Origin of the sequence: Nitrosospira lacus, from assembly GCF_000355765.4 — a bacterium.
GTDB lineage: Bacteria > Pseudomonadota > Gammaproteobacteria > Burkholderiales > Nitrosomonadaceae > Nitrosospira > Nitrosospira lacus.
In genome coordinates, this window is sequence record NZ_CP021106.3 from 1,379,785 (window position 1) to 1,404,948 (window position 25,164).

General features: G+C 52.6%; 38 protein-coding genes. 36 read left to right on the forward strand and 2 right to left on the reverse strand.

Features of this window, described 5'->3' with window-relative positions; genetic code table 11:
• Positions 1–83 precede the first annotated feature (83 nt).
• From fusA to EBAPG3_RS06225, 33 genes are all read left to right on the forward strand, one after another.
• The gene (gene fusA, locus EBAPG3_RS06065; RefSeq protein ID WP_004175948.1) at positions 84–2,174 is read left to right on the forward strand and encodes an elongation factor G; all 2,091 of its coding nucleotides are present in this window, start codon (positions 84–86) and stop codon (positions 2,172–2,174) included.
• A gap of 24 nt (positions 2,175–2,198) precedes the next feature.
• Positions 2,199–3,389, forward strand: a complete 1,191-nt coding sequence (gene tuf / locus EBAPG3_RS06070) for an elongation factor Tu (RefSeq protein WP_040853253.1) — start codon at positions 2,199–2,201, stop codon at positions 3,387–3,389.
• 87 nt (positions 3,390–3,476) lie between these two features.
• Positions 3,477–3,785 (forward strand): 30S ribosomal protein S10, encoded by a 309-nt coding sequence (rpsJ, locus tag EBAPG3_RS06075; RefSeq protein ID WP_004180980.1) that lies wholly within the window; start codon positions 3,477–3,479, stop codon positions 3,783–3,785.
• Between the two features lie 114 nt (positions 3,786–3,899).
• Positions 3,900–4,625 (forward strand): 50S ribosomal protein L3, encoded by a 726-nt coding sequence (gene rplC / locus EBAPG3_RS06080; RefSeq protein ID WP_004180981.1) that lies wholly within the window; start codon positions 3,900–3,902, stop codon positions 4,623–4,625.
• A complete protein-coding gene (gene rplD, locus EBAPG3_RS06085) occupies positions 4,625–5,248 on the forward strand; it encodes a 50S ribosomal protein L4 (protein WP_004180983.1) in 624 nt (207 codons plus the stop codon). The genes rplC and rplD overlap by 1 nt, the downstream gene beginning before the upstream one ends.
• Positions 5,245–5,580, forward strand: a complete 336-nt coding sequence (gene rplW, locus EBAPG3_RS06090; protein WP_004180984.1) for a 50S ribosomal protein L23 — start codon at positions 5,245–5,247, stop codon at positions 5,578–5,580. The genes rplD and rplW overlap by 4 nt, the downstream gene beginning before the upstream one ends.
• Positions 5,580–6,413, forward strand: a complete 834-nt coding sequence (rplB, locus tag EBAPG3_RS06095; protein ID WP_004180985.1) for a 50S ribosomal protein L2 — start codon at positions 5,580–5,582, stop codon at positions 6,411–6,413. Before rplW ends, rplB begins: the two co-directional genes overlap by 1 nt.
• A 6-nt stretch (positions 6,414–6,419) precedes the next feature.
• Positions 6,420–6,707, forward strand: coding sequence for a 30S ribosomal protein S19 (gene rpsS, locus EBAPG3_RS06100; RefSeq protein ID WP_004180987.1), 288 nt, complete (start codon positions 6,420–6,422; stop codon positions 6,705–6,707).
• A gap of 9 nt (positions 6,708–6,716) precedes the next feature.
• On the forward strand, positions 6,717–7,064 hold the full coding sequence (gene rplV, locus EBAPG3_RS06105) for a 50S ribosomal protein L22 (protein ID WP_004180989.1): 348 nt from the start codon (positions 6,717–6,719) through the stop codon (positions 7,062–7,064).
• A gap of 17 nt (positions 7,065–7,081) precedes the next feature.
• A complete protein-coding gene (rpsC, locus tag EBAPG3_RS06110) occupies positions 7,082–7,978 on the forward strand; it encodes a 30S ribosomal protein S3 (RefSeq protein WP_004180991.1) in 897 nt (298 codons plus the stop codon).
• Positions 7,962–8,378, forward strand: a complete 417-nt coding sequence (rplP, locus tag EBAPG3_RS06115; protein WP_004180992.1) for a 50S ribosomal protein L16 — start codon at positions 7,962–7,964, stop codon at positions 8,376–8,378. Before rpsC ends, rplP begins: the two co-directional genes overlap by 17 nt.
• A 2-nt stretch (positions 8,379–8,380) precedes the next feature.
• A complete protein-coding gene (gene rpmC / locus EBAPG3_RS06120) occupies positions 8,381–8,581 on the forward strand; it encodes a 50S ribosomal protein L29 (protein WP_004180993.1) in 201 nt (66 codons plus the stop codon).
• Positions 8,578–8,841: a 30S ribosomal protein S17 gene (gene rpsQ, locus EBAPG3_RS06125; RefSeq protein WP_040853249.1), complete on the forward strand. Its 264-nt coding sequence runs from the start codon at positions 8,578–8,580 to the stop codon at positions 8,839–8,841. The genes rpmC and rpsQ overlap by 4 nt, the downstream gene beginning before the upstream one ends.
• 203 nt (positions 8,842–9,044) lie before the next feature.
• The gene (gene rplN / locus EBAPG3_RS06130; RefSeq protein ID WP_004180995.1) at positions 9,045–9,413 is read left to right on the forward strand and encodes a 50S ribosomal protein L14; all 369 of its coding nucleotides are present in this window, start codon (positions 9,045–9,047) and stop codon (positions 9,411–9,413) included.
• Between the two features lie 20 nt (positions 9,414–9,433).
• Positions 9,434–9,751 carry a 50S ribosomal protein L24 gene (rplX, locus tag EBAPG3_RS06135; protein ID WP_004180996.1) on the forward strand — a complete coding sequence of 106 codons (318 nt, stop codon included), beginning with the start codon at positions 9,434–9,436 and terminating at the stop codon, positions 9,749–9,751.
• Between the two features lie 17 nt (positions 9,752–9,768).
• Positions 9,769–10,308, forward strand: a complete 540-nt coding sequence (rplE, locus tag EBAPG3_RS06140; protein WP_004180997.1) for a 50S ribosomal protein L5 — start codon at positions 9,769–9,771, stop codon at positions 10,306–10,308.
• A gap of 9 nt (positions 10,309–10,317) precedes the next feature.
• The gene (gene rpsN, locus EBAPG3_RS06145) at positions 10,318–10,623 is read left to right on the forward strand and encodes a 30S ribosomal protein S14 (RefSeq protein ID WP_004180998.1); all 306 of its coding nucleotides are present in this window, start codon (positions 10,318–10,320) and stop codon (positions 10,621–10,623) included.
• Positions 10,624–10,777: 154 nt separating this feature from the next.
• Positions 10,778–11,173, forward strand: coding sequence for a 30S ribosomal protein S8 (gene rpsH, locus EBAPG3_RS06150; RefSeq protein WP_004180999.1), 396 nt, complete (start codon positions 10,778–10,780; stop codon positions 11,171–11,173).
• A 28-nt stretch (positions 11,174–11,201) separates the two neighbouring features.
• On the forward strand, positions 11,202–11,735 hold the full coding sequence (gene rplF / locus EBAPG3_RS06155) for a 50S ribosomal protein L6 (RefSeq protein ID WP_040853252.1): 534 nt from the start codon (positions 11,202–11,204) through the stop codon (positions 11,733–11,735).
• Between the two features lie 12 nt (positions 11,736–11,747).
• Positions 11,748–12,104, forward strand: a complete 357-nt coding sequence (rplR, locus tag EBAPG3_RS06160) for a 50S ribosomal protein L18 (protein WP_004181001.1) — start codon at positions 11,748–11,750, stop codon at positions 12,102–12,104.
• Positions 12,105–12,121: 17 nt separating this feature from the next.
• Positions 12,122–12,664: a 30S ribosomal protein S5 gene (rpsE, locus tag EBAPG3_RS06165; RefSeq protein ID WP_004181002.1), complete on the forward strand. Its 543-nt coding sequence runs from the start codon at positions 12,122–12,124 to the stop codon at positions 12,662–12,664.
• A complete protein-coding gene (gene rpmD / locus EBAPG3_RS06170) occupies positions 12,661–12,852 on the forward strand; it encodes a 50S ribosomal protein L30 (protein ID WP_004181003.1) in 192 nt (63 codons plus the stop codon). The genes rpsE and rpmD overlap by 4 nt, the downstream gene beginning before the upstream one ends.
• Complete coding sequence (gene rplO, locus EBAPG3_RS06175) at positions 12,853–13,284, forward strand: 50S ribosomal protein L15 (protein ID WP_004181004.1); 432 nt, start codon at positions 12,853–12,855, stop codon at positions 13,282–13,284.
• 17 nt (positions 13,285–13,301) lie between these two features.
• Positions 13,302–14,630, forward strand: coding sequence for a preprotein translocase subunit SecY (secY, locus tag EBAPG3_RS06180; protein ID WP_004181005.1), 1,329 nt, complete (start codon positions 13,302–13,304; stop codon positions 14,628–14,630).
• A gap of 19 nt (positions 14,631–14,649) precedes the next feature.
• Positions 14,650–14,868 (forward strand): translation initiation factor IF-1, encoded by a 219-nt coding sequence (infA, locus tag EBAPG3_RS06185; RefSeq protein WP_004181006.1) that lies wholly within the window; start codon positions 14,650–14,652, stop codon positions 14,866–14,868.
• A gap of 17 nt (positions 14,869–14,885) precedes the next feature.
• Complete coding sequence (gene rpmJ, locus EBAPG3_RS06190; RefSeq protein ID WP_074633734.1) at positions 14,886–14,999, forward strand: 50S ribosomal protein L36; 114 nt, start codon at positions 14,886–14,888, stop codon at positions 14,997–14,999.
• Positions 15,000–15,055: 56 nt separating this feature from the next.
• Positions 15,056–15,436: a 30S ribosomal protein S13 gene (rpsM, locus tag EBAPG3_RS06195; RefSeq protein ID WP_004181014.1), complete on the forward strand. Its 381-nt coding sequence runs from the start codon at positions 15,056–15,058 to the stop codon at positions 15,434–15,436.
• Positions 15,437–15,483: 47 nt separating this feature from the next.
• Positions 15,484–15,873, forward strand: a complete 390-nt coding sequence (rpsK, locus tag EBAPG3_RS06200; protein ID WP_004181016.1) for a 30S ribosomal protein S11 — start codon at positions 15,484–15,486, stop codon at positions 15,871–15,873.
• Positions 15,874–15,883: 10 nt separating this feature from the next.
• Entirely contained in the window at positions 15,884–16,510 is a 627-nt protein-coding gene (gene rpsD, locus EBAPG3_RS06205; protein WP_004181017.1) for a 30S ribosomal protein S4, read from the forward strand.
• Between the two features lie 35 nt (positions 16,511–16,545).
• Positions 16,546–17,550 carry a DNA-directed RNA polymerase subunit alpha gene (locus EBAPG3_RS06210; RefSeq protein WP_004181018.1) on the forward strand — a complete coding sequence of 335 codons (1,005 nt, stop codon included), beginning with the start codon at positions 16,546–16,548 and terminating at the stop codon, positions 17,548–17,550.
• Complete coding sequence (gene rplQ / locus EBAPG3_RS06215; RefSeq protein WP_004181019.1) at positions 17,537–17,935, forward strand: 50S ribosomal protein L17; 399 nt, start codon at positions 17,537–17,539, stop codon at positions 17,933–17,935. The genes EBAPG3_RS06210 and rplQ overlap by 14 nt, the downstream gene beginning before the upstream one ends.
• Before the next feature lie 197 nt (positions 17,936–18,132).
• On the forward strand, positions 18,133–18,447 hold the full coding sequence (locus EBAPG3_RS06220) for a hypothetical protein (RefSeq protein WP_004181020.1): 315 nt from the start codon (positions 18,133–18,135) through the stop codon (positions 18,445–18,447).
• Between the two features lie 49 nt (positions 18,448–18,496).
• Entirely contained in the window at positions 18,497–18,985 is a 489-nt protein-coding gene (locus EBAPG3_RS06225) for a DUF2806 domain-containing protein (protein WP_004181021.1), read from the forward strand.
• A 65-nt stretch (positions 18,986–19,050) separates the two neighbouring features.
• Here the strand turns inward: EBAPG3_RS06225 and EBAPG3_RS06230 are convergent, their stop codons facing one another.
• Both EBAPG3_RS06230 and gluQRS read right to left on the reverse strand, forming a co-directional pair.
• A complete protein-coding gene (locus EBAPG3_RS06230) occupies positions 19,051–20,208 on the reverse strand; it encodes an NAD(P)/FAD-dependent oxidoreductase (RefSeq protein ID WP_004181022.1) in 1,158 nt (385 codons plus the stop codon).
• A 216-nt stretch (positions 20,209–20,424) separates the two neighbouring features.
• Entirely contained in the window at positions 20,425–21,312 is an 888-nt protein-coding gene (gene gluQRS, locus EBAPG3_RS06235; RefSeq protein WP_004181023.1) for a tRNA glutamyl-Q(34) synthetase GluQRS, read from the reverse strand.
• Between the two features lie 492 nt (positions 21,313–21,804).
• Here gluQRS and EBAPG3_RS06240 point away from each other — a divergent pair, with 492 nt between their 5' ends.
• The 3 genes from EBAPG3_RS06240 to EBAPG3_RS06250 all read left to right on the forward strand — a co-directional run bounded on the left by EBAPG3_RS06240 (position 21,805) and on the right by EBAPG3_RS06250 (position 24,931).
• Complete coding sequence (locus EBAPG3_RS06240; RefSeq protein WP_085921897.1) at positions 21,805–22,617, forward strand: methane monooxygenase/ammonia monooxygenase subunit C; 813 nt, start codon at positions 21,805–21,807, stop codon at positions 22,615–22,617.
• A gap of 242 nt (positions 22,618–22,859) precedes the next feature.
• Positions 22,860–23,684, forward strand: a complete 825-nt coding sequence (locus EBAPG3_RS06245; RefSeq protein WP_004179617.1) for a methane monooxygenase/ammonia monooxygenase subunit A — start codon at positions 22,860–22,862, stop codon at positions 23,682–23,684.
• The gene (locus tag EBAPG3_RS06250; RefSeq protein WP_004179619.1) at positions 23,684–24,931 is read left to right on the forward strand and encodes a methane monooxygenase/ammonia monooxygenase subunit B; all 1,248 of its coding nucleotides are present in this window, start codon (positions 23,684–23,686) and stop codon (positions 24,929–24,931) included. Before EBAPG3_RS06245 ends, EBAPG3_RS06250 begins: the two co-directional genes overlap by 1 nt.
• The last annotated feature ends 233 nt before the right edge of the window (positions 24,932–25,164 follow it).

Sequence of the window (25,164 nt, forward strand, 5' to 3'; positions counted from 1 at the left end):
CTCCCGATTTAAAGGGTTGGTTTCCGTTATTCAGCGGCGCTTTCTGGCGCCCTAATGTTTAAAAATATTAAGGTTTACATACTGTGGCAAGAAAAACACCCATTGAGCGTTACCGGAATATCGGCGTTATGGCGCACATAGACGCCGGTAAAACCACGACTACTGAACGTATCCTGTTTTATACAGGCGTATCCCACAAACTTGGCGAGGTGCATGACGGCGCGGCTACAATGGACTGGATGGAGCAGGAGCAGGAGCGCGGTATTACCATCACATCCGCCGCCACTACGTGTTTCTGGAAGGGAATGGAAGGTAATTATCCCGATCATCGCATCAATATCATTGATACCCCGGGCCACGTGGATTTCACGATCGAGGTGGAGCGGTCACTGCGCGTCCTCGACGGAGCCTGCACCGTGTTCTGTGCGGTCGGCGGTGTGCAGCCCCAGACCGAAACCGTATGGCGTCAGGCCAATAAATACAAAGTTCCGCGATTGGCCTTTGTCAACAAGATGGATCGCGCGGGTGCCAATTTCATGCGTGTCTATGAACAGATCCAAACACGCCTGAAAGCCCATCCGGTACCCGTTCAATTGCCGATCGGCGCCGAAGAAAAGTTTGAGGGGGTCGTCGATCTGATCAAGATGAAAGGTATTTACTGGGATGAGGCGAGTCAGGGGATGAGATTCGAGGAACGCGATATCCCAGCCAATTTGTTGGAAAACGCCAAGGTGTGGCGTGAAAAGATGGTGGAAACGGCCGCTGAGGCGAATGAAGAGTTGATGAACAGATATCTCGAAGAAGGGGATCTGTCCATCGCCGATATCAAAAAGGGGCTGCGTCTTCGTACCATCAGTAACGAAATTGTGCCTATGCTTTGCGGTTCGGCATTCAAGAATAAGGGCGTGCAAGCCATGCTGGACGCCGTCCTTGATTACTTGCCTTCGCCGATAGATATTCGTGCGATTAACGGCGAGAAAGAAAATGGCGAACCTGGCGAGCGTCATGCAAGCGACGAAGAGCCATTTGCCGGCCTGGCGTTTAAAATTGCGACGGATCCCTACGTTGGCCAGTTGATTTTTTTTCGCGTTTATTCGGGGGTGGTGGCGTCCGGCGATACTATCTACAATCCGATTAAAGGACGAAAAGAGCGAATTGGAAGGCTGTTGCAAATGCATGCCAACCAACGAGAAGAGATCAAGGAAGTCCGTGCCGGGGATATAGCCGCAGCAGTGGGTTTGAAGGAAGCCGTTACCGGCGACACGTTATGCGACCCAAGCGACGTTATCACGCTCGAACGGATGATATTTCCCGAGCCTGTCATTCATGTTGCAGTGGAGCCAAAAACAAAATTGGATCAGGAGAAGATGGGTATCGCCTTGAATCGTCTGGCGCAGGAAGATCCGTCTTTCCGCGTTCGCACCGATGAAGAATCCGGCCAGACCATTATTTCCGGCATGGGTGAGCTGCACCTGGAAATTATTGTGGATCGCATGAAGCGTGAATTCGGTGTGGAAGCCAACGTGGGTGCTCCGCAGGTGGCGTATCGTGAGGCCATCAGGAAGGCGGTGGAAGTTGAAGGAAAATTTATCAAGCAATCCGGCGGGCGCGGTCAGTATGGTCATGTGTGGCTCAAAATGGAGCCGCACGAGGCGGGTAAAGGTTTCGAGTTTGTCGATGCCATCAAAGGTGGAACCGTGCCGCGCGAATACATTCCGGCGGTGGAAAAGGGTTTGCGCGATACCCTTCCTAATGGCGTATTAGCGGGCTTCCCGGTAGTGGACGTCAAAGTCACGCTGTTTGATGGCTCCTATCACGATGTGGATTCCAATGAGAATGCCTTTAAGATGGCGGCTTCCATCGCATTCAAGGATGGCATGCGTAAAGCCAATCCGGTGCTGCTGGAACCGATGATGGCGGTGGAAGTGGAAACGCCGGCGGATTTTATGGGCAACGTGGTAGGCGATTTGTCTTCCCGTCGCGGCATGATCCAGGGCATGGATGATCTGCCTGGTCTCAAGGTGATACGGGCAGAAGTTCCATTGGCCGAGATGTTCGGCTATTCAACCACCTTGCGTTCCGCAACTCAGGGGCGCGCGACATATACTATGGAATTCAAGCATTACTCTGAAGCACCCAAAAATGTAGCCGAAGCAGTCATTAATAAGAAGTAATCGTCATTAAGTAAAGGGCACAACATGGCAAAGAGCAAATTTGAGCGGACGAAACCGCACGTAAACGTAGGGACGATTGGCCACGTGGATCATGGCAAGACCACGCTGACGGCGGCGGTCACGATGGTGCTGGCGAAGAAATTTGGTGGTGAAGCGAAGAGTTATGCGCAGATTGACTCGGCGCCGGAAGAGAAGGCACGAGGCATTACCATCAATACCTCTCATGTTGAATACGAGACCAGCGCGCGCCATTACGCCCATGTTGACTGTCCTGGCCATGCTGACTACGTGAAGAACATGATTACGGGCGCGGCGCAGATGGACGGTGCCATACTGGTAGTATCGGCAGCCGACGGCCCGATGCCGCAAACGCGGGAGCACATTTTGCTGGCACGTCAGGTAGGGGTGCCGTACATCATCGTCTACATGAACAAAGCCGACATGGTGGACGACGCCGAGCTGCTGGAGCTGGTGGAAATGGAAGTACGCGAACTGCTATCCAAATACAATTTTCCTGGTGACGACACGCCGATCATCATTGGTTCTGCGCTGAAGGCGCTGGAAGGGGATCAGAGCGACATAGGCGAGCCCTCCATATTCAAGCTGGCGGATGCGCTGGACAGCTACATTCCGGAGCCGGTGCGCGCCATAGACGGGCCCTTTCTGATGCCGGTGGAAGACGTTTTTTCGATATCCGGACGTGGCACAGTCGTGACGGGGCGGGTTGAGCGCGGCATAGTCAAAGTTGGGGAAGAAATCGAGATTGTAGGCTTGAAGCCCACCCTGAAGACCGTCTGTACCGGCGTGGAGATGTTCAGGAAACTGCTGGACCAGGGGCAAGCGGGGGACAACGTTGGGGTACTGCTGCGCGGTACCAAGCGGGAAGAAGTCGAGCGCGGTCAAGTATTGGCCAAACCTGGCAGCATTACCCCGCATACCAAGTTTGCGGCAGAGATTTATGTACTGAGCAAAGAAGAAGGCGGGCGTCATACCCCGTTTTTCCAGGGATACCGCCCCCAGTTCTATTTCCGCACCACAGACGTGACCGGAGCGATAGAATTGCCGGCGGGCACGGAGATGGTGATGCCTGGGGACAACGTTTCGGTGACGGTGAACCTGATTGCGCCCATTGCCATGGAAGAAGGTCTGCGTTTTGCCATTCGCGAGGGCGGAAGAACCGTCGGCGCGGGCGTGGTGGCAAAGATTATCGAGTAATAACAGGATCAAGGATAGGGTTTAAGGTTTGATGCCACGTATCGAATCGCCAATTCAGAATCCGAGTCCTCAACCTGAGGTTTGACTATGCAAAGCCAGAAAATACGTATTCGCCTGAAGGCGTTTGATTATCGATTGATAGATAAGTCAGCGATGGAGATCGTTGAAACCGCCAAGCGCACCGGTGCCGTGGTCAAGGGCCCCGTGCCGCTGCCCACGCGCATCGAACGCTTCGATGTGCTGCGCTCTCCCCATGTTAACAAGACTTCACGCGACCAGTTCGAAATTCGAACTCACCTGCGTTTGATGGATATTATGGATCCTACTGACAAGACGGTGGACGCCCTGATGAAACTGGATCTTCCCGCAGGGGTGGATGTGGAAATAAAGCTGTAAGTTTTGAATGCTGTGTAGTTTATTTGTTGAATCATTAGCTTCATCGCGAAATCCAAAGCGGATTCGAATTGCCGGTCAATTGTAATCGGCACCTTTTAAGAAAGGGTAATTAAAATGAGTTTAGGACTTGTCGGCCGTAAGGTTGGCATGACTCGCATTTTTACCGAGGATGGCGATAGCCAGCCGGTCACAGTGCTTGACGTGTCCAACAATCGTGTTACACAAATAAAGACCGTCGATACAGACGGCTATTCCGCAGTGCAGGTGACATTCGGGAAGCGCCGCGCCAGCCGCGTCAACAAACCGGCGGCCGGGCATTTCGCCAAGGCTGCGGTGGAAGCGGGTCACGTACTCAAGGAGTTCCGCGTAACGCAGGAGGTGCTTGTTGATCTTAAGCCTGGTGCGGTCATAGGTCTGGATATTTTCCAGATCGGGCAGAGAGTGGATGTAACGGGCACATCCATTGGCAAGGGTTACGCAGGCGTTATCAAGCGTCACGGTTTCTCTTCAAATCGTGCCAGTCACGGCAATTCAAAATCACACAATGTACCAGGTTCCATTGGCATGGCGCAGGATCCCGGTCGTGTATTTCCCGGCAAGCGCATGTCCGGGCATTTGGGAAGCGTACAGCGCACCACTCAAAATCTGGAAGTGCTGCGAGTTGATGCAGAGCGCGGTTTGTTGCTCATCAAGGGTGCCATTCCAGGATCCAGGGGCGGCGACGTAATAGTGCACCCGAGTGTGAAGATCTCCCGAATCCGCACACAATCCGCCGCCAAGATTGATGCGAATGCAGGTACGAAAAGCGGCACGAAAGCTGTAAAGAAGGCGGGTGCATAATGGAACTCAAGCTCATCAATGATGATGGTCAGGCGGCTGCTGCGGGCGTTTCCGCTTCTGATACCCTGTTTGGCCGTGAATATAACGAAGCCTTGATACATCAGGTAGTTACGGCTTATCTAGCGAATGCGCGCAGCGCCAATCGTGCTCAAAAAGGGCGATCGGATGTCGCCAAGTCTACTCGCAAGCCCTGGCGGCAGAAAGGTACGGGCCGTGCACGTTCCGGAATGGCTTCCAGTCCATTATGGCGTGGTGGCGGCAAGATTTTTCCCAATAGCCCCGAAGAAAATTTCAGCCATAAGGTCAATCGCAAGATGTATCGCGCCGGTATTGGCGCCATCCTGTCCCAACTCGTGCGCGAGAATCGTTTGTCGGTCGTGGAAAATTTTACCGTGGATGTGCCAAAAACCAACATCCTGGCCCGAAAGCTGAGAGACATGGGGCTGAATGAAGTGATGATTATTACCGATAGCGTGGACGAGAATCTCTATCTTTCATCCCGCAATTTGCCACATGTGCTGGTGGTGGAAGCGGGCCATGCCGATCCAGTCAGTCTCATGCGCTTTGCCTCCGTGTTGATGACTCGTGGCGCATTGACAAAAATTGAGGAGCTGCTTGCATGAGTGCGCAAACATTTAACCCTGAACGATTGATGCAGGTAATACTGGCGCCTCAGATCTCGGAAAAAGCCACCTACATCGCTGAGAAGCATAATCAGGTCATTTTCCGTGTGATACCGGATGCCACCAAGGCCGAGATAAAAGCCGCTGTCGAATTGATGTGGAAGGCTCAAAACATTGAAGTGGAGAGCGTACAGGTGGCCAATGTAAAGGGAAAAGAGAAGCGCTTCGGCCGTTTTATGGGGCGCCGCAGTAACTGGAAGAAGGCTTATGTCAGTATCAAGTCCGGTCAGGAAATCAATTTCTCTGAAATTGCACAAGGGGAGGCGAAGTAATGGCACTCGTTAAAGTTAAGCCGACTTCACCCGGCCGTCGCGCGGTAATCAAGGTCGTCAATCCCGACTTGCACAAGGGCGCGCCCTACGCCAGACTGGTGGAGAAGCAAAATCATACCGCGGGACGCAACAGCAAGGGTCATATCACTACCCGCCATATGGGAGGGGGCCATAAGCAGCACTATCGAATGGTGGATTTTCGCCGTAACAAGGATGGTATTGCTGCCAAGGTCGAGCGGCTGGAATACGACCCTAATCGCAGCGCCAATTTGGCATTGCTTTGCTATGCGGATGGCGAGCGTCGGTACATTATCGCGCCAAAGGGGATTGTCAGCGGGATGCAGCTGATGAGCGGCGTGGATGCACCGATCAAAAATGGCAACGCCTTGCCGTTACGCAATATCCCGGTGGGTAGTACCATTCACTGCGTGGAAATGATGCCTGGCAAGGGTGCGCAACTGGCCCGCTCGGCGGGCACATCGGTGCAGCTTCTTGCGCGCGAGGGTGATTACGCGCAACTGCGTCTGCGTTCAGGCGAGATTCGCAAAGTACATGTAAATTGCCGCGCTACCATTGGTGAGGTAGGCAATGAGGAGCATAACCTGCGTTCCATCGGTAAAGCAGGTGCGCAACGCTGGCGCGGCATTCGACCGACCGTGCGCGGCGTGGTGATGAATCCCATAGACCATCCGCATGGGGGCGGTGAGGGTAGGACTGCCGCGGGTCGCCATCCGGTCAGTCCATGGGGAACACCCGCCAAGGGTTTTCGTACGCGGACCAACAAGCGCACCGACGGCATGATCGTACGTCGGCGTTATTCAAACAAGGGGTAATGAATCATGGCACGTTCCGTAAAAAAAGGGCCATTTGTTGACTTGCATCTGATGAACAAGGTCGAGAATGCGCGTGCAACCAATGATAAGCGTCCGATCAAAACTTGGTCGCGCCGCTCCACTGTCCTTCCTGATTTTATTGGTTTGACCATCGCCGTGCACAATGGCAAGCAGCATGTTCCAGTATATGTTACAGAGAATATGGTCGGACACAAACTTGGGGAATTTTCCCATACCCGTACCTTCAAGGGGCATTCGGGCGACAAGAAAGCAGCGGCTGGATCGAAGAGATAGGAGATTAACATGCAAACAACTGCTGTATTGCGCGGAGTCAGGCTATCCGAACAGAAGGGCCGTCTTGTGGCCGACCAGATTCGGGGTCTGCCTGTGGATCGGGCGCTCAATCTGCTTACTTTTAGCCCGAAGAAGGGAGCGGTCATTATCCGGAAATTGCTGGAATCGGCTATTGCCAATGCGGAGCATAATGATGGTGCTGACATAGACGAGCTAAAGGTATCGACGATATATGTAGATCGCGGACCATCCATGATGCGTACCAGCGCTCGCGCCAAAGGGCGTGGTAATCGTATTGTCAAGCCAACCTGTCACATTTTTCTTACTGTCGGTGATAAAACCGGCAACAAAAAATAGGGATCTACGAAGCCATTATGGGACAAAAAATACATCCAACAGGTTTCCGGCTTTCGGTGCTAAAAAACTGGTCATCGAAATGGTATGCCAGCGGAAAAAAATTTCCCGGGATGCTGAACGAAGATATCAAGGTGCGAGATTACCTGAAAAAGAAATTGGCTCACGCGTCAGTAGGGCGCGTGGTTATCGAAAGGCCTTCCAAGAACGCGCGCATTACCATTTATAGCTCACGCCCCGGTGTTGTGATCGGCAAGAAAGGCGAAGACATCGAGGTTTTGCGTGGAGCGCTGCAAAAGCTCATGGGTGTTCCGGTGCATGTGAATATCGAAGAAATCCGCAAACCGGAAATTGACGCGCAGCTCATCGCCGACAATATCGCACAGCAATTGGAAAAACGCATCATGTTCCGTCGCGCCATGAAACGTGCGATGCAGAATGCAATGCGACTGGGCGCCCAGGGCATCAAAATCATGAGCGCCGGGCGGTTGAACGGCATTGAAATTGCCCGTACAGAGTGGTATCGGGAAGGCCGGGTGCCGCTTCACACTTTACGGGCCGATCTGGATTATGGTACTTCGGAAGCCAAGACGACGTATGGCGTGATTGGAATCAAGGTATGGGTATTCAAGGGTGAAGTGATCGGCCGGAATGAGCAACCGGTCGCGACGCCTGCGCAAGCACCCATTCCGGCTGGAGAACCGGAGAAGAAACGCCCGGCCAGAAGACCGGCTTCAAGTCCAGCCAAGGTTGCAGCCGGATCAAAGTCGGCTGCCGGAGCTGAGGTAAAAGCTGAGGTCGGGATTAGTGAAAAGAACATAGATAAGAAATCCGATAACGCAGCTGATGAAACTGCCGCCAGAAATGCGACCGGAAAGACAGTAAAGCCAGGAGCGAAAAATGCAGCAGCCAGCTAGAACGAAATACCGCAAGCAGCAGAAAGGCCGCAACAAGGGGGTTGCAACACGCGGTGCCAAAGTCAGTTTTGGCGAGTACGGACTGAAAGCTGTTGGCCGGGGCCGTTTGACTGCGCGACAGATTGAGGCTGCCCGGCGTGCGATGACTCGCCATATTAAGCGCGGCGGACGTATCTGGATTCGTATTTTTCCAGACAAGCCCATTTCTCACAAACCGGCCGAGGTACGGATGGGTAATGGCAAGGGGAACCCGGAGTATTTTGTGGCGGAAATTCAGCCCGGCAAGATGCTGTATGAAATGGATGGTGTTGATGAAGTGCTCGCTCGTCAGGCATTCCGTCTGGCGGCCGCCAAGCTGCCCATTCAAACCACATTCGTTATCCGACAAGTAGGCGGTTAATTATGAAAGCAAAAATGAGCGAACTGCGAGCCAAAAATCCAGACCAATTACAGCAGGAACTCCTAGAGTTGTTGAAGGCGCAATTTGGTCTGCGTATGCAGCACGCAACCCAGCAACTCGGCAATACCAACCAATTGCGTAATGTGCGCCGGGATATTGCGCGCACAAAAACCATTCTCAGCCAGAAAGTGAAGCAATCATGAGCGAAACCAATTTAAGCCGTACCCTTACAGGAAAAGTCGTGAGTGACAAAATGGACAAGACTATTACCGTCTTGGTCGAACGCAAAGTTAAACACGCGCTCTATGGCAAGATTATGGTCCGCTCGAAAAAGTATCATGTCCACGATGAGAATAACGAGTTTCATGCAGGTGATACGGTGATCATTGAAGAGTGCAGGCCCCTCTCGAAAACTAAAGCCTGGCGTGTAATCAAGTTGATGGAGAAGGCCATAACCATCTAATGACCGATGATAGATTATGTCGGGTTTTTATCTTGTCATTCTGGCTAGATAATCGTATAATTTCAAGTCTTGGTCTTCCGGCTTCCTGACCTATAATTTTTAGCCGCTAAACAGCGTTGGCGGCACCACAACCCGAACGGGTTCCAATACTATCCGCCCCTTGAAATCGGGGGGGTGGAAAAGTTGGAGAGAGTGAGTAAATAATGATCCAAATGCAATCGATTCTGCAAGTCGCCGACAATACGGGTGCGCGTTCAATCATGTGCATCAAAGTGCTGGGGGGGTCCAAGCGGCGCTATGCCGGCATTGGTGATGTTATAAAAGTCAGCATCAAGGATGCTGCGCCACGAGGCCGCGTCAAGAAAGGCGAAATATATAATGCTGTGGTAGTGCGTACCGCCAAGGGGGTGCGACGTACGGATGGGTCGCTGATCCGATTCGACCAGAATGCCGCGGTGCTGTTGAACGCCAAACTCGAACCCATCGGCACGCGTATTTTTGGCCCGGTGACGCGTGAGCTGCGGAATGCGCGCTTCATGAAAATCGTTTCGCTTGCGCCAGAAGTTTTGTAAGCGCCCGATAAGGAATCAGTATGCAAAAAATAAAGAAAGGGGATGACGTAATCGTCATCACCGGCAAGGATAAAGGTAAACGTGGCACGGTGCTGCGCATCGTAAGCGCTGATCTGGTGGTGATCGAGGGGGCCAACAAGGTCAAGAAGCATCAGCGGCCCAATCCGAACAAAGGAACACCGGGTGGAATCGTTGAGATGGAGAAGCCCATTCAGATTTCAAATGTGGCGATTTTTAATCCTGCCACGCAGAAGGCCGACCGGGTCGGAATCAAGATCCTGGAAGACAAGCGTAAAGTACGTTACTTCAGGTCGAATGGCGAACTGCTTGACATATAAGGGGTAATGGGGGGGGTATGGCTCGTTTGCAAGAATATTATCGTGATGCCGTCGTAAAGCAGCTGATCCAGCAATTTGATTACAAGTCCGTCATGGAGGTGCCACGTATTCGCAAGATTACCCTGAACATGGGGGTGGGCGAGGCAGTTGCGGATAAGAAAATTATGGATAACGCCGTAAGCGATATGAAAAAAATCGCGGGGCAGAAACCGGTGGTAACGAAAGCCAAAAAATCCATCGCCACTTTTAAAGTGCGTGATGGCTACCCCGTCGGTTGCATGGTGACCTTGCGGCGCGTCCGCATGTATGAGTTCCTGGATCGATTGATCAGCGTGGCGATTCCGCGCATCCGCGATTTTCGCGGTATTTCCGGAAAATCCTTTGATGGGCGGGGCAATTATAATATGGGCATCAAGGAACAGATCATTTTTCCGGAAATTGAATATGACAAAATCGATGCGCTGCGCGGGATGAACATTACGATCACTACTACCGCGAAAACAGATGCTGAAGCCAAGGCGTTACTGGCTGCATTCAAGTTTCCATTTAAAAATTGAGAGAGCAGGATGGCCAAAGTAGCTGTTATTAACCGCGACCTGAAACGCCGCGAAACCGTAAAGAAATTTGCGGCACGACGTGCCGAATTATTCGCTATCATCAATGACGCCAAAATGAGTGATGAGGAGCGGCATTCCGCCAGAATCAAACTGCAGATGCTGCCGCGCAACGCCAGTCCGGTACGATTGCGTAATCGTTGTGCGTTGACCGGCCGTCCCCGGGGTGTATATAGCAAGTTTGGTCTGGGCCGCAGCAAACTCCGCGATATCGCCATGAGTGGGGAAATTCCTGGTATGACAAAGGCCAGTTGGTAGCGGGAAGTATGGCCATGGGTGCGCTTGAATATTTCACACGCTGGCTGAGATCCGGTCGGAGTTCAGAGGGCAGGCTCGATAGGATTAATATGGGTGTTTACAGAGATTGCGTGTTAGCTTGTTCCAAAAATTGGATTGCCAGAGGTGCCTTTAGATGAGTATGAGTGACCCCATCGCCGATATGCTGACGCGCATACGTAATGCGCAGCTTTCTGAAAAAAACTCGGTTGCGATGCCAGCCTCCAAGCTGAAAGCGGCTATTGCGCAGGTATTAAAGGATGAAGGCTACGTTGAGGATTTTGCGGTTCATGAAGCGAACGGCAAGCCGATACTGGATATCAGTTTGAAATATTACGCCGGTCGTCCCGTCATCGAAAAGATTGAGCGGGTGAGTCGTCCTGGCTTGCGTATTTATAAGGCCAGCAACAAGCTCCCTGACGTGATGAACGGTCTGGGTGTGGCAATAGTCTCGACTTCCAAGGGTGTAATGACTGAACGAAAGGCGCGTGCCAGCGGTGTCGGCGGCGAAGTGTTATGCATAGTGGCCTAAGGGCCTAAAGGTGTAAAGGGCGTAGAAAATGTCTCGAGTGGGTAAAAATCCGGTGCCGGTTCCGGCAAACGTTGAAGTAACCTTGTCAGCTTCTGAGGTGTCTGTGAAAGGGCCGTTGGGTACGCTGCGGCGACATCTTGTCTCAGATATCGCTGTTGAACGCGATGGCGGTAATTTGCTCATCAAGGCTTCCAACGATTCCAAGCAGGCAAATGCAATGTCCGGTACAATGCGCGCGCTGCTGGCTAATATGGTTCATGGCGTGACCAAGGGTTTTGAGAAAAAACTGCTGCTGGTGGGTGTGGGTTATCGGGCCCAGGCAGCGGGAGAGGTTCTTAATCTGACCTTGGGATTTTCTCATCCGGTTGTCCATAAGATGCCTGACGGCGTTAAGGCGGAAACACCCAGCCAGACGGAAATTCTTATCAAGGGCATCGATAAGCAGCAAGTCGGTCAGGTGGCAGCGGAAATACGTGCGTATCGCAGGCCGGAGCCCTACAAGGGCAAGGGTGTGCGCTATGCGGACGAAGTCATTGTGATAAAAGAAACCAAGAAAAAATAACTGGGGTTAGATATGTCCAATCCGATAAAATCCCGTTTGCGCCGCGCGCGCCGTACTCGCGCGAAGATTGCTGAATTGAAGGCAGTGCGCTTGGCGGTGCATCGCAGTAATTGCCATATTTATGTGCAGCTGATAGATGGGGCCGGTGGCAGAGTGCTCGCCAGCGCGTCGACTCTGGAACCCGATCTGCGGAAAGATCTTCCCAATGGGGGGACTGTTGCCGCGGCGGCGGCGGTGGGCAAGCGGGTTGCTGAGAAGGCCAGGGACCTGGGCATTGAAACCGTTGCGTTCGACCGGTCGGGTTTTAAGTACCATGGGCGCGTCAAAGCACTGGCCGAGGCAGCTCGTGAACATGGCCTCAAATTCTGAGCGAGGAATAGATAATAATGGCTAAGATGCAGGGAAGAATGCAGGGGAAAGTGCCGCAAGGTGATGATCGCGGCGATGGTCTCAAGGAAAAAATGGTGGCGATTAATCGTGTCACCAAGGTGGTAAAAGGTGGGCGCATCCTCGGTTTTGCCGCGCTGACCGTAGTTGGAAACGGGGACGGTACCGTAGGCATGGGCAAGGGCAAATCGCGCGAAGTGCCCGTAGCGGTGCAGAAGGCGATGGATGAGGCCCGCCGCAAGATGATCAGGGTGGATCTCAAGAATGGGACGCTGCATCATCCGGTGATCGGCAGGCATGGGGCCGCGACGGTCTATATGCAACCTGCTTCCGAAGGAACCGGTATCATTGCCGGCGGTCCGATGCGCGCGATATTTGAAGTGATGGGCATACACAATATTCTGGCCAAGTGTATTGGCTCGACCAATCCTTATAACGTGGTGCGTGCCACGTTGCACGGTTTGCAGTCGATGAACACGCCGGCGGAAATTGCCGCTAAACGTGGCAAGAGTGTAGAAGAAATCATGGGTTCGGCGAAATGACCACCAGTAGCGGGAAAAAAATTAAGGTAACGTTGATCAAGAGTTTGATCGGCACCAAACGATCGCATCGCGCAACGGTGCGGGGGCTCGGATTGCGGAGAATTAACAGTACCGCTGAGCTGGAGGATACTCCAGCGGTGCGAGGCATGATTAATAACGTTTATTACCTCGTCAAGAGTGAGGCATAAATGCAGCTGAATTCCATTAAACCGGCGGTCGGCGCCAAGCATTCCAGCCGGCGCGTAGGACGTGGCATCGGCTCCGGTCTTGGCAAGACCGCTGGACGCGGTCACAAGGGGCAGAAATCACGTACGGGCGGCTTCCATAAAGTAGGTTTTGAAGGCGGCCAGATGCCCTTGCAACGCCGCTTGCCGAAGCGTGGCTTTGTTTCTCTTACGAGAAAAAGTGTCGCGGAAGTGCGACTCTCAGCCCTGAGCAAACTGCCGGGTGAGGTCATCGATATTTTGGCGTTGAAGCAGGCGGGGATCGTTCCGAATTCGGCGTTGACTGCCAGGGTTATACTTTCGGGATCAATCGGACGCGCATTGAAATTGCAGGGCATCGCGGTAACCAAGGGTGCGAAAGCCGCCATTGAAGCTTCGGGTGGCAGCGTTGAGTAAGCTCAAGAGGACAAAGATTGGCCGCTAACGAATCCCTGCGAGGGCTTTCGGGGAAACTCGGCGACTTGAAACGTCGCCTGTGGTTTTTGCTGTTTGCGCTGATTGTCTATCGTATCGGCGCGCATGTCCCGGTGCCTGGTATTGACCCTGTGGTACTGAAAGATTTGTTCGAGTCTCAGCAGGGAGGCATCCTCGGCATGTTCAACATGTTTTCCGGGGGTGCGCTTTCCCGTTTTTCCATTTTTGCTTTGGGGATCATGCCGTATATTTCGGCTTCGATCATCATGCAGTTGGGTACCGTGGCATTCCCCTATCTGGAAGCGCTGAAAAAGGAGGGTGAGTCCGGACGCAGAAAGATCACCCAATATACCCGTTACGGAACATTGGGTTTGGCTCTGGTCCAGGGTTATGGCATATCGATGGCTTTGCAATCCCAAGCCGGATTAGTCATTGAGCCTGGGCCGATGTTCCTGTTGACTACGGTAATAACGCTGGTCACCGGCACCATATTCCTGATGTGGCTGGGTGAACAGATTACCGAACGTGGGATCGGTAACGGCATTTCGCTCATTATTTTTGCCGGTATCGCCGCTGGACTTCCCAGCGCGATTGGCGGCACGCTCGAATTGGTGCGGACCGGTGCGATGCATTTCCTGGTGGCCCTTGGTATTTTTGTGGCGGCAACGGGTGTCACGGCCTTTGTGGTTTTTGTTGAGCGTGGCCAGCGCAAGATACTGGTGAATTATGCCAAACGCCAAGTGGGGCGGAAGGTATATGGTGGCCAAAGCTCGCATCTTCCGCTGAAGCTTAATATGGCCGGGGTAATTCCGCCAATTTTTGCTTCCAGTATCATATTATTTCCTGCGACGCTGGCGGGATGGTTCGCTACCGGCGAATCCATGAGTTGGCTAAAAGACATGAGCGGTGCATTATCGCCAGGTCAACCGGTATATGTAATCATGTACGCAGCGATGATCATATTTTTCTGTTTTTTTTACACCGCGTTGGTATTTAATCCTAAAGAAACCGCGGAAAATTTGAAGAAAAGTGGTGCTTTCATTCCAGGAATTCGTCCGGGTGACCAAACTGCGCGTTATATCGAACGGATCATGTTGCGGCTCACTCTGGCGGGAGCGATTTATGTGACACTTGTGTGCCTGCTGCCTGAATTCCTGATTTTGAAATGGAATGTGCCGTTTTATTTTGGCGGGACTTCTTTATTGATTATCGTTGTGGTAACCATGGATTTCATGGCACAGGTACAGGCTTATATCATGTCGCACCAATACGAGAGCCTGTTGAAGAAAACGAATTTCAAGGGTGGCGGCGGATTACCGGCAAGATAATTGTTGTATCAAGGATAGGATGGCCAAGGAAGAAACGATACAGATGCAAGGTGAGATACTGGAAACATTGCCCAATGCGACGTTCCGTGTCAAGCTGGAAAATGGGCATGTAGTGCTGGGACATATTTCCGGCAAGATGCGCATGCATTACATTCGGATTTTGCCGGGAGATAAGGTAACGGTAGATCTGACGCCATATGATTTAAGCAGAGCGCGAATCACATTTCGCGCAAAATAGCCGGAAAGGAGAGATATATGAAAGTATTGGCATCGGTAAAGAAGATTTGCCGCAATTGCAAAATTATTCGGCGCAATCGAGTGGTTCGAGTGATTTGCACAGATCCGAGGCATAAGCAGCGTCAAGGTTGAGTCAACCGGTAAATGCTGTGAATGTCACAATTATAATTTTTTTGTAGGAAACCCGTATGGCCCGTATCGCTGGAGTAAATATCCCCAACCATCAGCATGTCGAGATTGCATTGACTTCGATTTATGGTATAGGGCGCGCCAGAGCTCGTGAGATTTGTGCCGCGTCCGGAATTGTCACATCGACCAAGATCAAGGATATTACCGACGCGCAAATGGATAAACTTCGGGACCGGGTCGCCAAGTTTGTTGTGGAGGGCGACTTGCGGCGTGAGATTTCGATGAATATCAAACGCTTGATGGATCTGGGCTGCTATCGGGGGTTGCGGCATCGTCGTGGTTTGCCAGTACGTGGCCAGCGTACTCGTACCAATGCTCGTACCCGCAAAGGGCCTCGTAAAGCAGTTCGTTCGGCCAGCGCAAAGTCAGCAGCAAAATAAATGTTATTAGATAGCCAATTGAATCGTAGCGCAAAGGAAATAACTACATGGTAAAAGCAGCCACGCGGGTACGCAAGAAGGTCAAGAAGAATGTGGCAGAGGGTATTGCTCACGTTCATGCCTCATTTAATAACACCATCGTAACCATCACCGACCGCCAAGGCAATGCCTTGTCATGGGCGACTTCAGGTGGTGCCGGCTTTAAGGGGTCGCGCAAAAGTACTCCATTCGCTGCCCAGGTGGCCGCCGAACAGGCAAGCAAAGTCGCACAGGAATGCGGAGTGAAGAATCTGGAAGTGCGTATCAAAGGTCCTGGTCCTGGGCGTGAATCCGCAGTGCGGGCATTGAACGCGGCAGGCTTCAAAATCACCAGTATTTCGGATGTGACGCCGGTTCCGCATAACGGATGCCGGCCGCCGAAGAAACGCCGTATTTAAGGAGTAGACTGTGGCCAGAAATCTTGATCCCAAATGTCGCCAATGTCGCCGCGAAGGAGAAAAACTATTTCTGAAGGGCGAGAAGTGTTTCACCGACAAATGTGCCATCGAACGCCGAAACTATGCTCCAGGTCAGCATGGCCAGAAAAGCGGACGATTATCCGACTATGGAGTGCAACTGCGCGAGAAGCAGAAGCTACGCCGTATATATGGAATACTGGAGCGTCAGTTCCGCAATAATTATGAGCTGGCTGACAGGCAACGGGGCATCACTGGGGAAAATTTGCTTCAGTTGCTGGAGTGCCGCCTGGATACAGTATCCTATCGAATGGGTTTTGGCGCGTCACGTTCGGAGGCACGCCAAATCGTACGTCATAATGGAATACTGGTGAATGGACGGAGGATCAACATACCGTCTTACCAGGTGAAGCCAGGTGACGTGATCGAAGTGGCGGAGAAAGCAAAAAGCCATTTACGTATCAAGGCCGCAGTGGAAGCTGCCGAGCAGCGCAATTTCCCGGAATGGATAGAAATGGATGTCAAAGCCATGAAAGGAATCTTCAAGATCAAGCCGGAACGATCCGAGTTGCCTTCAAGTATTAACGAATCGTTAGTCATTGAATTGTATTCCAAATAATCAACTGCCCAAGCTTTCCGCAAAAGGATCAGGCTATGCCAAGTAACATTTTTCTTACGCCACGCATTATTGACGTGCAGAATTTTTCGCCGTTGCATGCCAAAGTCACCATGGAACCGTTCGAACGTGGCTATGGACATACTTTAGGAAACGCGTTACGCCGTATCTTGCTATCATCCATGCCGGGATTTGCGCCGACCGAGGTTCAGATCAGCGGAGTGGTGCATGAATATTCCGCTCTCGATGGAGTGCAGGAGGATGTGGTCGATATCCTGCTCAATCTGAAAGGTATTGTTCTGAAGCTGCATAACCGCACCGAAGCCGTTCTGATTCTGAAAAAGAAGGGTGAAGGGACTGTTACTGCGGGCGATATCGAGGCCGGGCATGACGTGGAGATCATTAATCCGGACCATGTCGTCGCACATCTCACCGCCGGCGGAAAATTGGATATGCAGATCAAGGTGGAGCTCGGGCGCGGCTACGTGCCGGGAACGGTGCGGCAACAGGCAAATGAGGGCCGTACCATCGGCAGCATTTTGCTGGATGCTTCCTTCAGTCCGGTAAGACGTGTTAGTTACGCAGTGGAGAGCGCGCGTGTCGAACAGCGTACCGACCTCGACAAGCTTGTCATGGATATTGAGACAAATGGCGTGGTCGATCCGGAAGAGGCGATTCGATATGCCGCGAAAGTGCTGGTTGAACAGCTTTCCGTATTTGCCGATCTCAAAGGCACGCCATTGCCGGTCGAGCAGCCCAAGCTGCCGCAGATTGATCCGGTATTGCTACGCCCGGTGGATGATCTGGAGCTTACTGTACGCTCTGCCAACTGTCTTAAGGCCGAGAATATTTACTACATTGGCGACTTGATTCAACGCACGGAGACCGAATTGCTGAAGACTCCTAATTTAGGCAGAAAATCTCTCAATGAAATCAAGGAAGTACTTGCTTCGCGCGGGCTAACATTGGGAATGAAGCTGGAGAGCTGGCCTCCCGCCAATCTTGAGAAAAGCAAAAAGGAAACAAGTCATGCGACACCATAATGGACTCAGGAAACTAAATCGTACCAGCAGTCATCGTCTGGCAATGCTGCGTAACATGACTAATTCATTGTTGCGGCACGAGGTTATCAAGACCACGCTGCCTAAGGCCAAAGAATTACGTCGCGTCATTGAGCCAATGATAACGCTCGGCAAAAAGCCGACGCTGGCTAACCGGCGTCTGGCATTTAACCGTCTGCGTGACCGCGATATGGTGGGTAAACTGTTTGCTGAGCTGGGCCCTCGCTATCAGGCACGCAATGGTGGTTACCTGCGTATTCTTAAATTTGGTTTTCGTAATGGCGATAATGCACCCATGGCGTTAGTTGAATTACTGGATCGTCCAGAGCCGGCGGAGAAACCTGCGGTAGTTAAAGCTGACGCATAAAATTGCGCTCAACATAGCGAAAATAGAAAGCCGGGGTTACCCCCGGCTTTTTTTTGGATAATGAGCTTATAATCCGCAGTAGAGCAGCTATAAGCTGCGTACGGGCAGATTGCAGTCTTACCTTACCTGCCACGTCTTGGATCGGCTTTTGAGTATGGCTGGTAGTTCCTTTTTTCTTGTTCTGGCTGAGAGTTCTGATGGATCTAACAAATTGGACTGACGAAGAAGTTATTTCTGTACGTGAGAAGCTTCAGGCGTGGCGTCTCCAGCGAGAGGCGCCAACCTGGGGAAATAAATTCCTGAATTGGACAGGATTTCTGGGCGCTTTTGCATTTCTGACGGGGCTCACCGACGTTTTTTTTGGCGGTCCTACCGTGCTGAACATCCTCTTGATCGTACTCGGTGTTCTTGCCTGTTTTTCCTGGTATAAAGGTGACAAGCAACATAAAAAGAATATAAGTTTCCTGGAAAAGCTGGAGCAAGAGCTTATTCGTCGCGGCCATAAATTCTGAGCATGTTTTTCTCCTCCCCGCGAGAGCCGGGCATGATTTCGTCACCCCTATGGTAGAAAATAACCCGTTGATTGATCCTGGTCGGGGAATATTGCCAGGTAACGAGATCAATATCTGTGCTCTTGATGAGAAGGATACTGCGCTTTTTACCTCGCTTCGCCAGTTTGTATGGGTTCAGGGGGAGCCTTTGCCCTTGATATATGAAATAGAAAATGAAATCTATACAAAGCATGGAATCAATTTGCCGGTATTGAAACACTTGGAAGCCATCGGACTGATATCCCTGGAATCAGCCGGGTATGTGAAAAGGAAATTCGGTCAACATACCCGTTTGTTTTATTATGGCAGGTCGACAAAAATACGGTTTTCTCAAGCAGCGGACAACCAGCTGGATTTGGGTCACGTTCTCCTGACCGATTGGGGAAAGGCTCTGGCCGCCATATACAACGCCAAGCCCAATCAGGAGTTCTATGAATATGTCATCGAGAAATGGTTTCGGCAAGGAATGGTTGTATCATCTATCCTGGCACGTAGTTGAATATGCGTATGGATCATTCAAGATAGCTGCGGTATGCACCAGCCTTGCGAAGAAGTGCTTTTTATTCAAATCAGGTATGTATCGATTCCTGTCAGCAACAAATCATATTGAGCTTCCACCAATTCCTTGATCATCAGCGCTGGCATGCCACCGACCACGTTATCTTCCAATGCCAGCCAGCCTACCGCATCCGCTGGTCCCAAGCTGACAACATAACCCAGGTCGCGATGCAAATATGGTTCAAGTAACTTGAAGGAACCCGAATGGCGCAAAATATTTCGTGCCGCCAGCTTTCCTTTCCGTACCGCTGATTGTGCTGTCAGGGTATCGGAACCGAAGGATTGATAAACGGAGCAATCTCCCGCAGCGAAAATATTTTGCAGGGGGTTGTGTTCGACCATAACCTGTCCGAAGGCGTTGGTGAAGAATATAGTGTCGGCTTTTTTGCCAAGGAACAGAAGCGAAAGCGTGGAAGGTAAATCAAACTTACGGCCGGTTTCATTCTCTTCCAGCAATATGCTGTCCGTCTCTTGTCCGTGATAATACGTGTCGGGGTAGAAATCAATGTTCAGATCGGACATGCGCGTCTGAGCATAAGTGGAGAAACCGGCTGGAAACTGGTTGAGTACGCGATCCGCTCCATGGATCAAGCGTAGCCCGATTTCCGCTTTCTGGCGTCGAAGAAAATACGCAATTTCAAAAAGAAACTGGATGCCGGTGGCGCCCCCACCGACTACAGAAATGAATTGCCCGCCATTTTTGCTCATATCCAGCCGACTCTCCAGCAAACTGGAGCCGGCGGCGGCCATGAAGTCATGCAGATCGAAAATATTTTCTGCCTTATCCATCTGTGCTACCGCGGAACCTGAGGTGATCAGAATATAATCAAATTCCAGTATTTCATCATCGATGGCAAGAAATTTATCATACTGCCATTGCCGCAAAGTATCTTCATCCGGTATCAGCGCAGCGCAGATGTGACGGCAACCAAAGCGGCGTTCAAGGGTCGAAAAGGGTATCAAATAATCCTGCAGCGGATATCGGAAGGTTTCATGCAGATGAGTAATTTTGAGGTGATGAGATTGTGGGTCGACGATAGTAATGTCAACATCCGGCATATAGCGTAAAAGGGTGACTGATGCGGCGATTCCAGCGTAACCCCCACCTATGATCACTATCTTGAGCTGCTTATGCCTTGATATATAAAATGGCAGGAAAGCCACGATTCCTCCTTTGCAGATACCAGGTCAGTTCTGGTATTTTCAGTAATTTTTCTAAATTCAATGCTGCTTCGCTTCATGCAAATGCAATATAAGCGCTATGTTGCCTTAATTTAGCGACACAGCGGCGGTCAGCGGGTGCAGCGTAGCACGAATATTTCGAATAAGGCGTCGCGCTTCGACTCGCTATGCGAATCCATTGGGTGAGGCAACGATTTTTCAGGGGATCATTTCCGATCTCCAATTCTTCTTTGCCCATTTCCAAAATGAGGCGATGTTGCTTTCAATCAATTCTGCCGGTGGTTTCTGGCCTAGGAAATGCATCGCCATTACCAATTGCGATACCGGATCAGCGGTAACGACAGGGGGCGCCAGAGTTTGTTTACTGAGTTTCTCGCCCAGTGTGTTGACTACCACCGGTAGATGCATGTATGCCGGGGTGGAATAGCCCAACAGTTGTTGCAGATGCACCTGGCGAGGGGTGGAGTTCAGCAAGTCCTCGCCGCGCACCACGTGGGTCACGCCCTGCTCGGCATCATCCACAACCACCGCCAATTGATAAGCAAAAATGCCATCAGCCCGCCGCAGCACGAAATCGCCAATATCGCTTTCCAACCGCTGCCGAATCAGGCCTCGCAGCCCATCCTTAATTTCAATCAGGCGGTCATCAGTCCGTACCCGCAATGCTTGAGGACGCTCTGTGCCAGGTAAACCATAACGGCAAGTGCCGGGATAAACCGGACCATCTATACCCCTGATGCTGGAATCAGCGATTTCCTTACGGCTGCAGACGCAGGGGTAAATCAGGTTTCTACCTTTGAGCAGGCTGAGTGCAGCCTGATAGACTTCATTTCGCCGGTTCTGATAGACTACCTCACCATCCCATTCCATTCCCAATATTTCAAGCGTGTTCAGAATCTCCTTTGAGACGCCGGGAAGTTCGCGAGAGGGATCCAGGTTTTCGATTCTGACCAGCCATTCTCCGTTGCGGGATCTCGCTTCCAGATAACTGCCGACTGCGGCAACAAGAGAACCAAAATGCAGCGGTCCGGTGGGAGATGGAGCAAAGCGGCCGCGATAGGCCGGAAAGGCGGGGTTTTGAATCATCAGTTCCAGAATAAACAGCCGAATGGCATCTCAGGGTCCAGGCGACCAACATTCAATATCAGTATACTCAAATGACGGCATCGCGGCAGTTCCGTTTTCGGCAAAGGGAATTGAACCGCAGAAACTGACCAAGCCCATGACCTCTCATCCCCGGGCTCCCGGGGGCAGCCATATTTCATGTAAAAAAACCTTTCAAACAAGATGGATATAGAGTATAAATGCAATCGCTAAAAAGTATACAAGGACGGGAATGGAGTGAACCGAAAGAGCCGGCGCGCTGTACTGGCCGTGGTTGAGGCCTTTGGTGTCCGACAAACTGCTTGACTTGGCGCATCTTCGGGGATAGTCTTTACAGGGTTGTGGGTATGTAATGGTTTAGTAATATAGCGGCGGCGCATTCTGTCTGCGGGAAGGAGGGAGGCGGGAGTAGCTGCCGGCGCGCAAGCATAGAGAAGCACAGGGTACTCGATTAACGTAAGAGGAGATAAAGAAATGGCAACAACACTGGGAACATCAGGCAGCCATGCCGGGTCGAGCGGACGCGACTACGACATGTCGCTGTGGTACGACTCAAGGTGGTACAAATTTGGGCTGATCACGATGCTTGGAGTAGCGATATTCTGGATCTGGTTTCAGCGGACGTTTGCCTACTCGCACGGCATGGACTCGATGGAGCCGGAATTCGAGAAGGTATGGATGGGGTTGTGGCGGGTGCACATGATCGTGATGCCGATTTTTGCGCTGGTCACGTGGGGATGGATCTGGAAGACACGCGACACCAACCTGGACAACCTGGACCCCAAGCTGGAAATCAAGCGTTACTTTTACTGGATGATGTGGCTGGGCGTCTACCTGTTTGGCGTGTACTGGGGTGGCAGCTTCTTCACCGAGCAGGATGCCTCCTGGCACCAGGTCATCATCCGCGACACCAGCTTCACCCCGAGCCATGTAGTCGTGTTTTATGGCTCCTTCCCGATGTACATCGTCTGTGGCGTGGCCAGCTACCTGTATGCCATGACCCGTCTGCCGCTGTACGCCCGGGGCACCTCGTTCCCGCTGGTCATGGCCATTGCCGGACCGCTCATGATCCTGCCGAACGTAGGCTTGAACGAATGGGGCCATGCCTTCTGGTTCATGGAAGAACTGTTTAGCGCACCGCTGCATTGGGGCTTTGTGATACTGGGCTGGTCGGGGCTGTTTGCCGGGGGCATTGCGGCACAGATCATCACCCGCTACTCCAACCTGACCGACGTCGTCTGGAACGGACAGAGCAAAGTCATCCTCAACAACCGGATCGTACCGTAACGGCTGATCCTGAGAGACCTGGCCGGGCGGCCGCCCGCTCCTGCAAGAATAGGGAGAGCGGGGGGCTGGACCCGGCCAAAAACCTTCAAGCTCGCGCGGCGAAGACCGGAAAAGGCAGCGGGTGGGGCAGAAGGTGGCAGGAACGGCGACGTGACACGGCAGGCGAGTGTCACGGGAACGAGCAGCAGCGGCACCTATTTTTCATGTTAAAGATCGTACGACATATTTGAGGGGAGGGCACGATGAGCAGGACAGACGAAATATTAAAGGCGGCCAAGATGCCGCCGGAAGCGGTAAAGATGTCGAGGATGATAGACGCAGTCTATTTCCCGATTCTGTGCATACTGCTGGTAGGGACCTACCACATGCACTTCATGTTACTGGCGGGCGACTGGGACTTCTGGCTTGACTGGAAAGACCGCCAATGGTGGCCGGTGGTTACCCCGATCGTGGGCATCACCTACTGTGCCACCATCATGTACTACCTGTGGGTGAACTACCGCCTGCCCTTTGGCGCGACACTCTGTATCGTGTGCCTGCTGACGGGCGAATGGCTGACCCGCTTCTGGGGCTTCTACTGGTGGTCGCACTACCCGATCAACTTCGTATTGCCCTCCACCATGATACCGGGTGCCCTCATCATGGACACCGTCCTGCTGCTGACGCGCAACTGGATGATCACGGCACTGGTAGGCGGCGGCGCATTCGGCCTCCTGTTCTACCCGGGCAACTGGCCGATATTTGGGCCGACCCACCTGCCGCTGGTAGCCGAAGGCGTATTACTGTCCCTGGCTGACTACACCGGCTTCCTGTATGTACGCACCGGCACCCCGGAATACGTACGGCTGATCGAACAAGGCTCACTGCGCACCTTCGGTGGCCACACCACCGTGATTGCGGCCTTCTTCTCCGCCTTCGTCTCCATGCTCATGTTCTGCGTCTGGTGGTACTTTGGCAAACTCTACTGCACCGCGTTCTACTACGTCAAAGGTCCACGCGGCCGGGTTACCATGAAGAACGACGTCACCGCCTATGGCGAAGAAGGGTTTCCGGAGGGGATCAAATAATGAACGCAAAAAACCTGTTCAAACTGGGGGTCGTTGGCCTCTACGGCATGGCCACCCTGGCGCTGAGCACACTGGACATCTCGCCGGCTGCAGCCCACGGTGAACGCTCGCAAGAACCGTTCCTGCGCATGCGTACCATCCAATGGTACGACATGAAATGGGGTCCTGACACCACCAAGGTCAACGACTTTGCCACCATGACCGGCAAATTCCACCTGGCCGAAGACTGGCCGCGGGCGGTAGGCAAACCGGGACGGGCCTTCTTCAACGTTGGCAGCCCAAGCCCCGTGTTCGTGCGGCTCTCCACCAAGCTGAACGGCGAACCGACCTACATCTCGGGCCCGCTCGAGATTGGGCGCGACTACGCCTTCGAAGTCAAACTGAAAGCCCGCATACCGGGACGCCACCACATGCACGCCATGGTCAACATCAAGGACGCAGGCCCGATTGCCGGCCCTGCGGCCTGGATGAACATCACCGGCAGCTGGGATGACTTCACCAACCCGGTAAAACTGCTGACAGGCGAGACCATCGACACCGAGACCTTCAACTTCAGCAACGGCATCTTCTGGCATTTACTGTGGCTGGGACTGGGCTGCTTCTGGATCGGCTACTACGTTGCGCGGCCCATGTTTCTGCCGCGCAGCCGGGTACTGCTGGCCTACGGAGACGAGTTGCTGCTCGACCCGATGGACAAGAAAGTGGCCTGGATCGTCCTGATCGCCACCTTTGGCATCGTCTGGGGCGGCTACCGCTACACGGAAACCAAGCACCCGTACACGGTGCCGATCCAGGCGGGCGAATCGAAGGTACAACCGATGCCGGTGAAACCCAACCCCATCGCCATCAAAGTGACGCACGCCAACTATGACGTACCGGGACGTGCCCTGCGCGTGACCATGAGCATCACCAACAGCGGCGACACCGCCTACCGCATAGGCGAATTCACCACTGCGGGCGTGCGCTTCATCAACAAAGTAGGCCTCAAGCACCTGGACCGCAACTATCCGAAGGAACTGGTGGCCACGGGTCTGTCGATGGACAACGACGCGCCGATCCAGCCTGGCGAGACGCGCGAAGTCAAGATGGAAGCCAAGGACGCACTGTGGGAAGTGCAGCGTCTGATGGCCTTGCTGGGCGATCCGGAAAGCCGTTTTGGCGGATTGCTGATGACATGGAGCGACTCAGGTGACCGCAACATCAACAGCATAGCCGGGGCAGTGATACCGGTCTTCACCAAGCTCTAAGCAACCCAGGCATGACACCGGTCCGCCCCCGTCGCCAGACGGAAAGGTGGATCGGTGTTTTTTAATGTGCGGTTTTCAGCCAATAGTCCCCTGTGTGCTGAAGGGGATTGGAAATTTCCCCATCTTTTAATCTCACCCATCCAACTATTTGAGCGATTGCCAAGTTCGTAATCGGAGGTGTCCGAACTTCCGGGGATTTACTAGTGCAGAATACCGGCGGGTCTCGCCGTCAA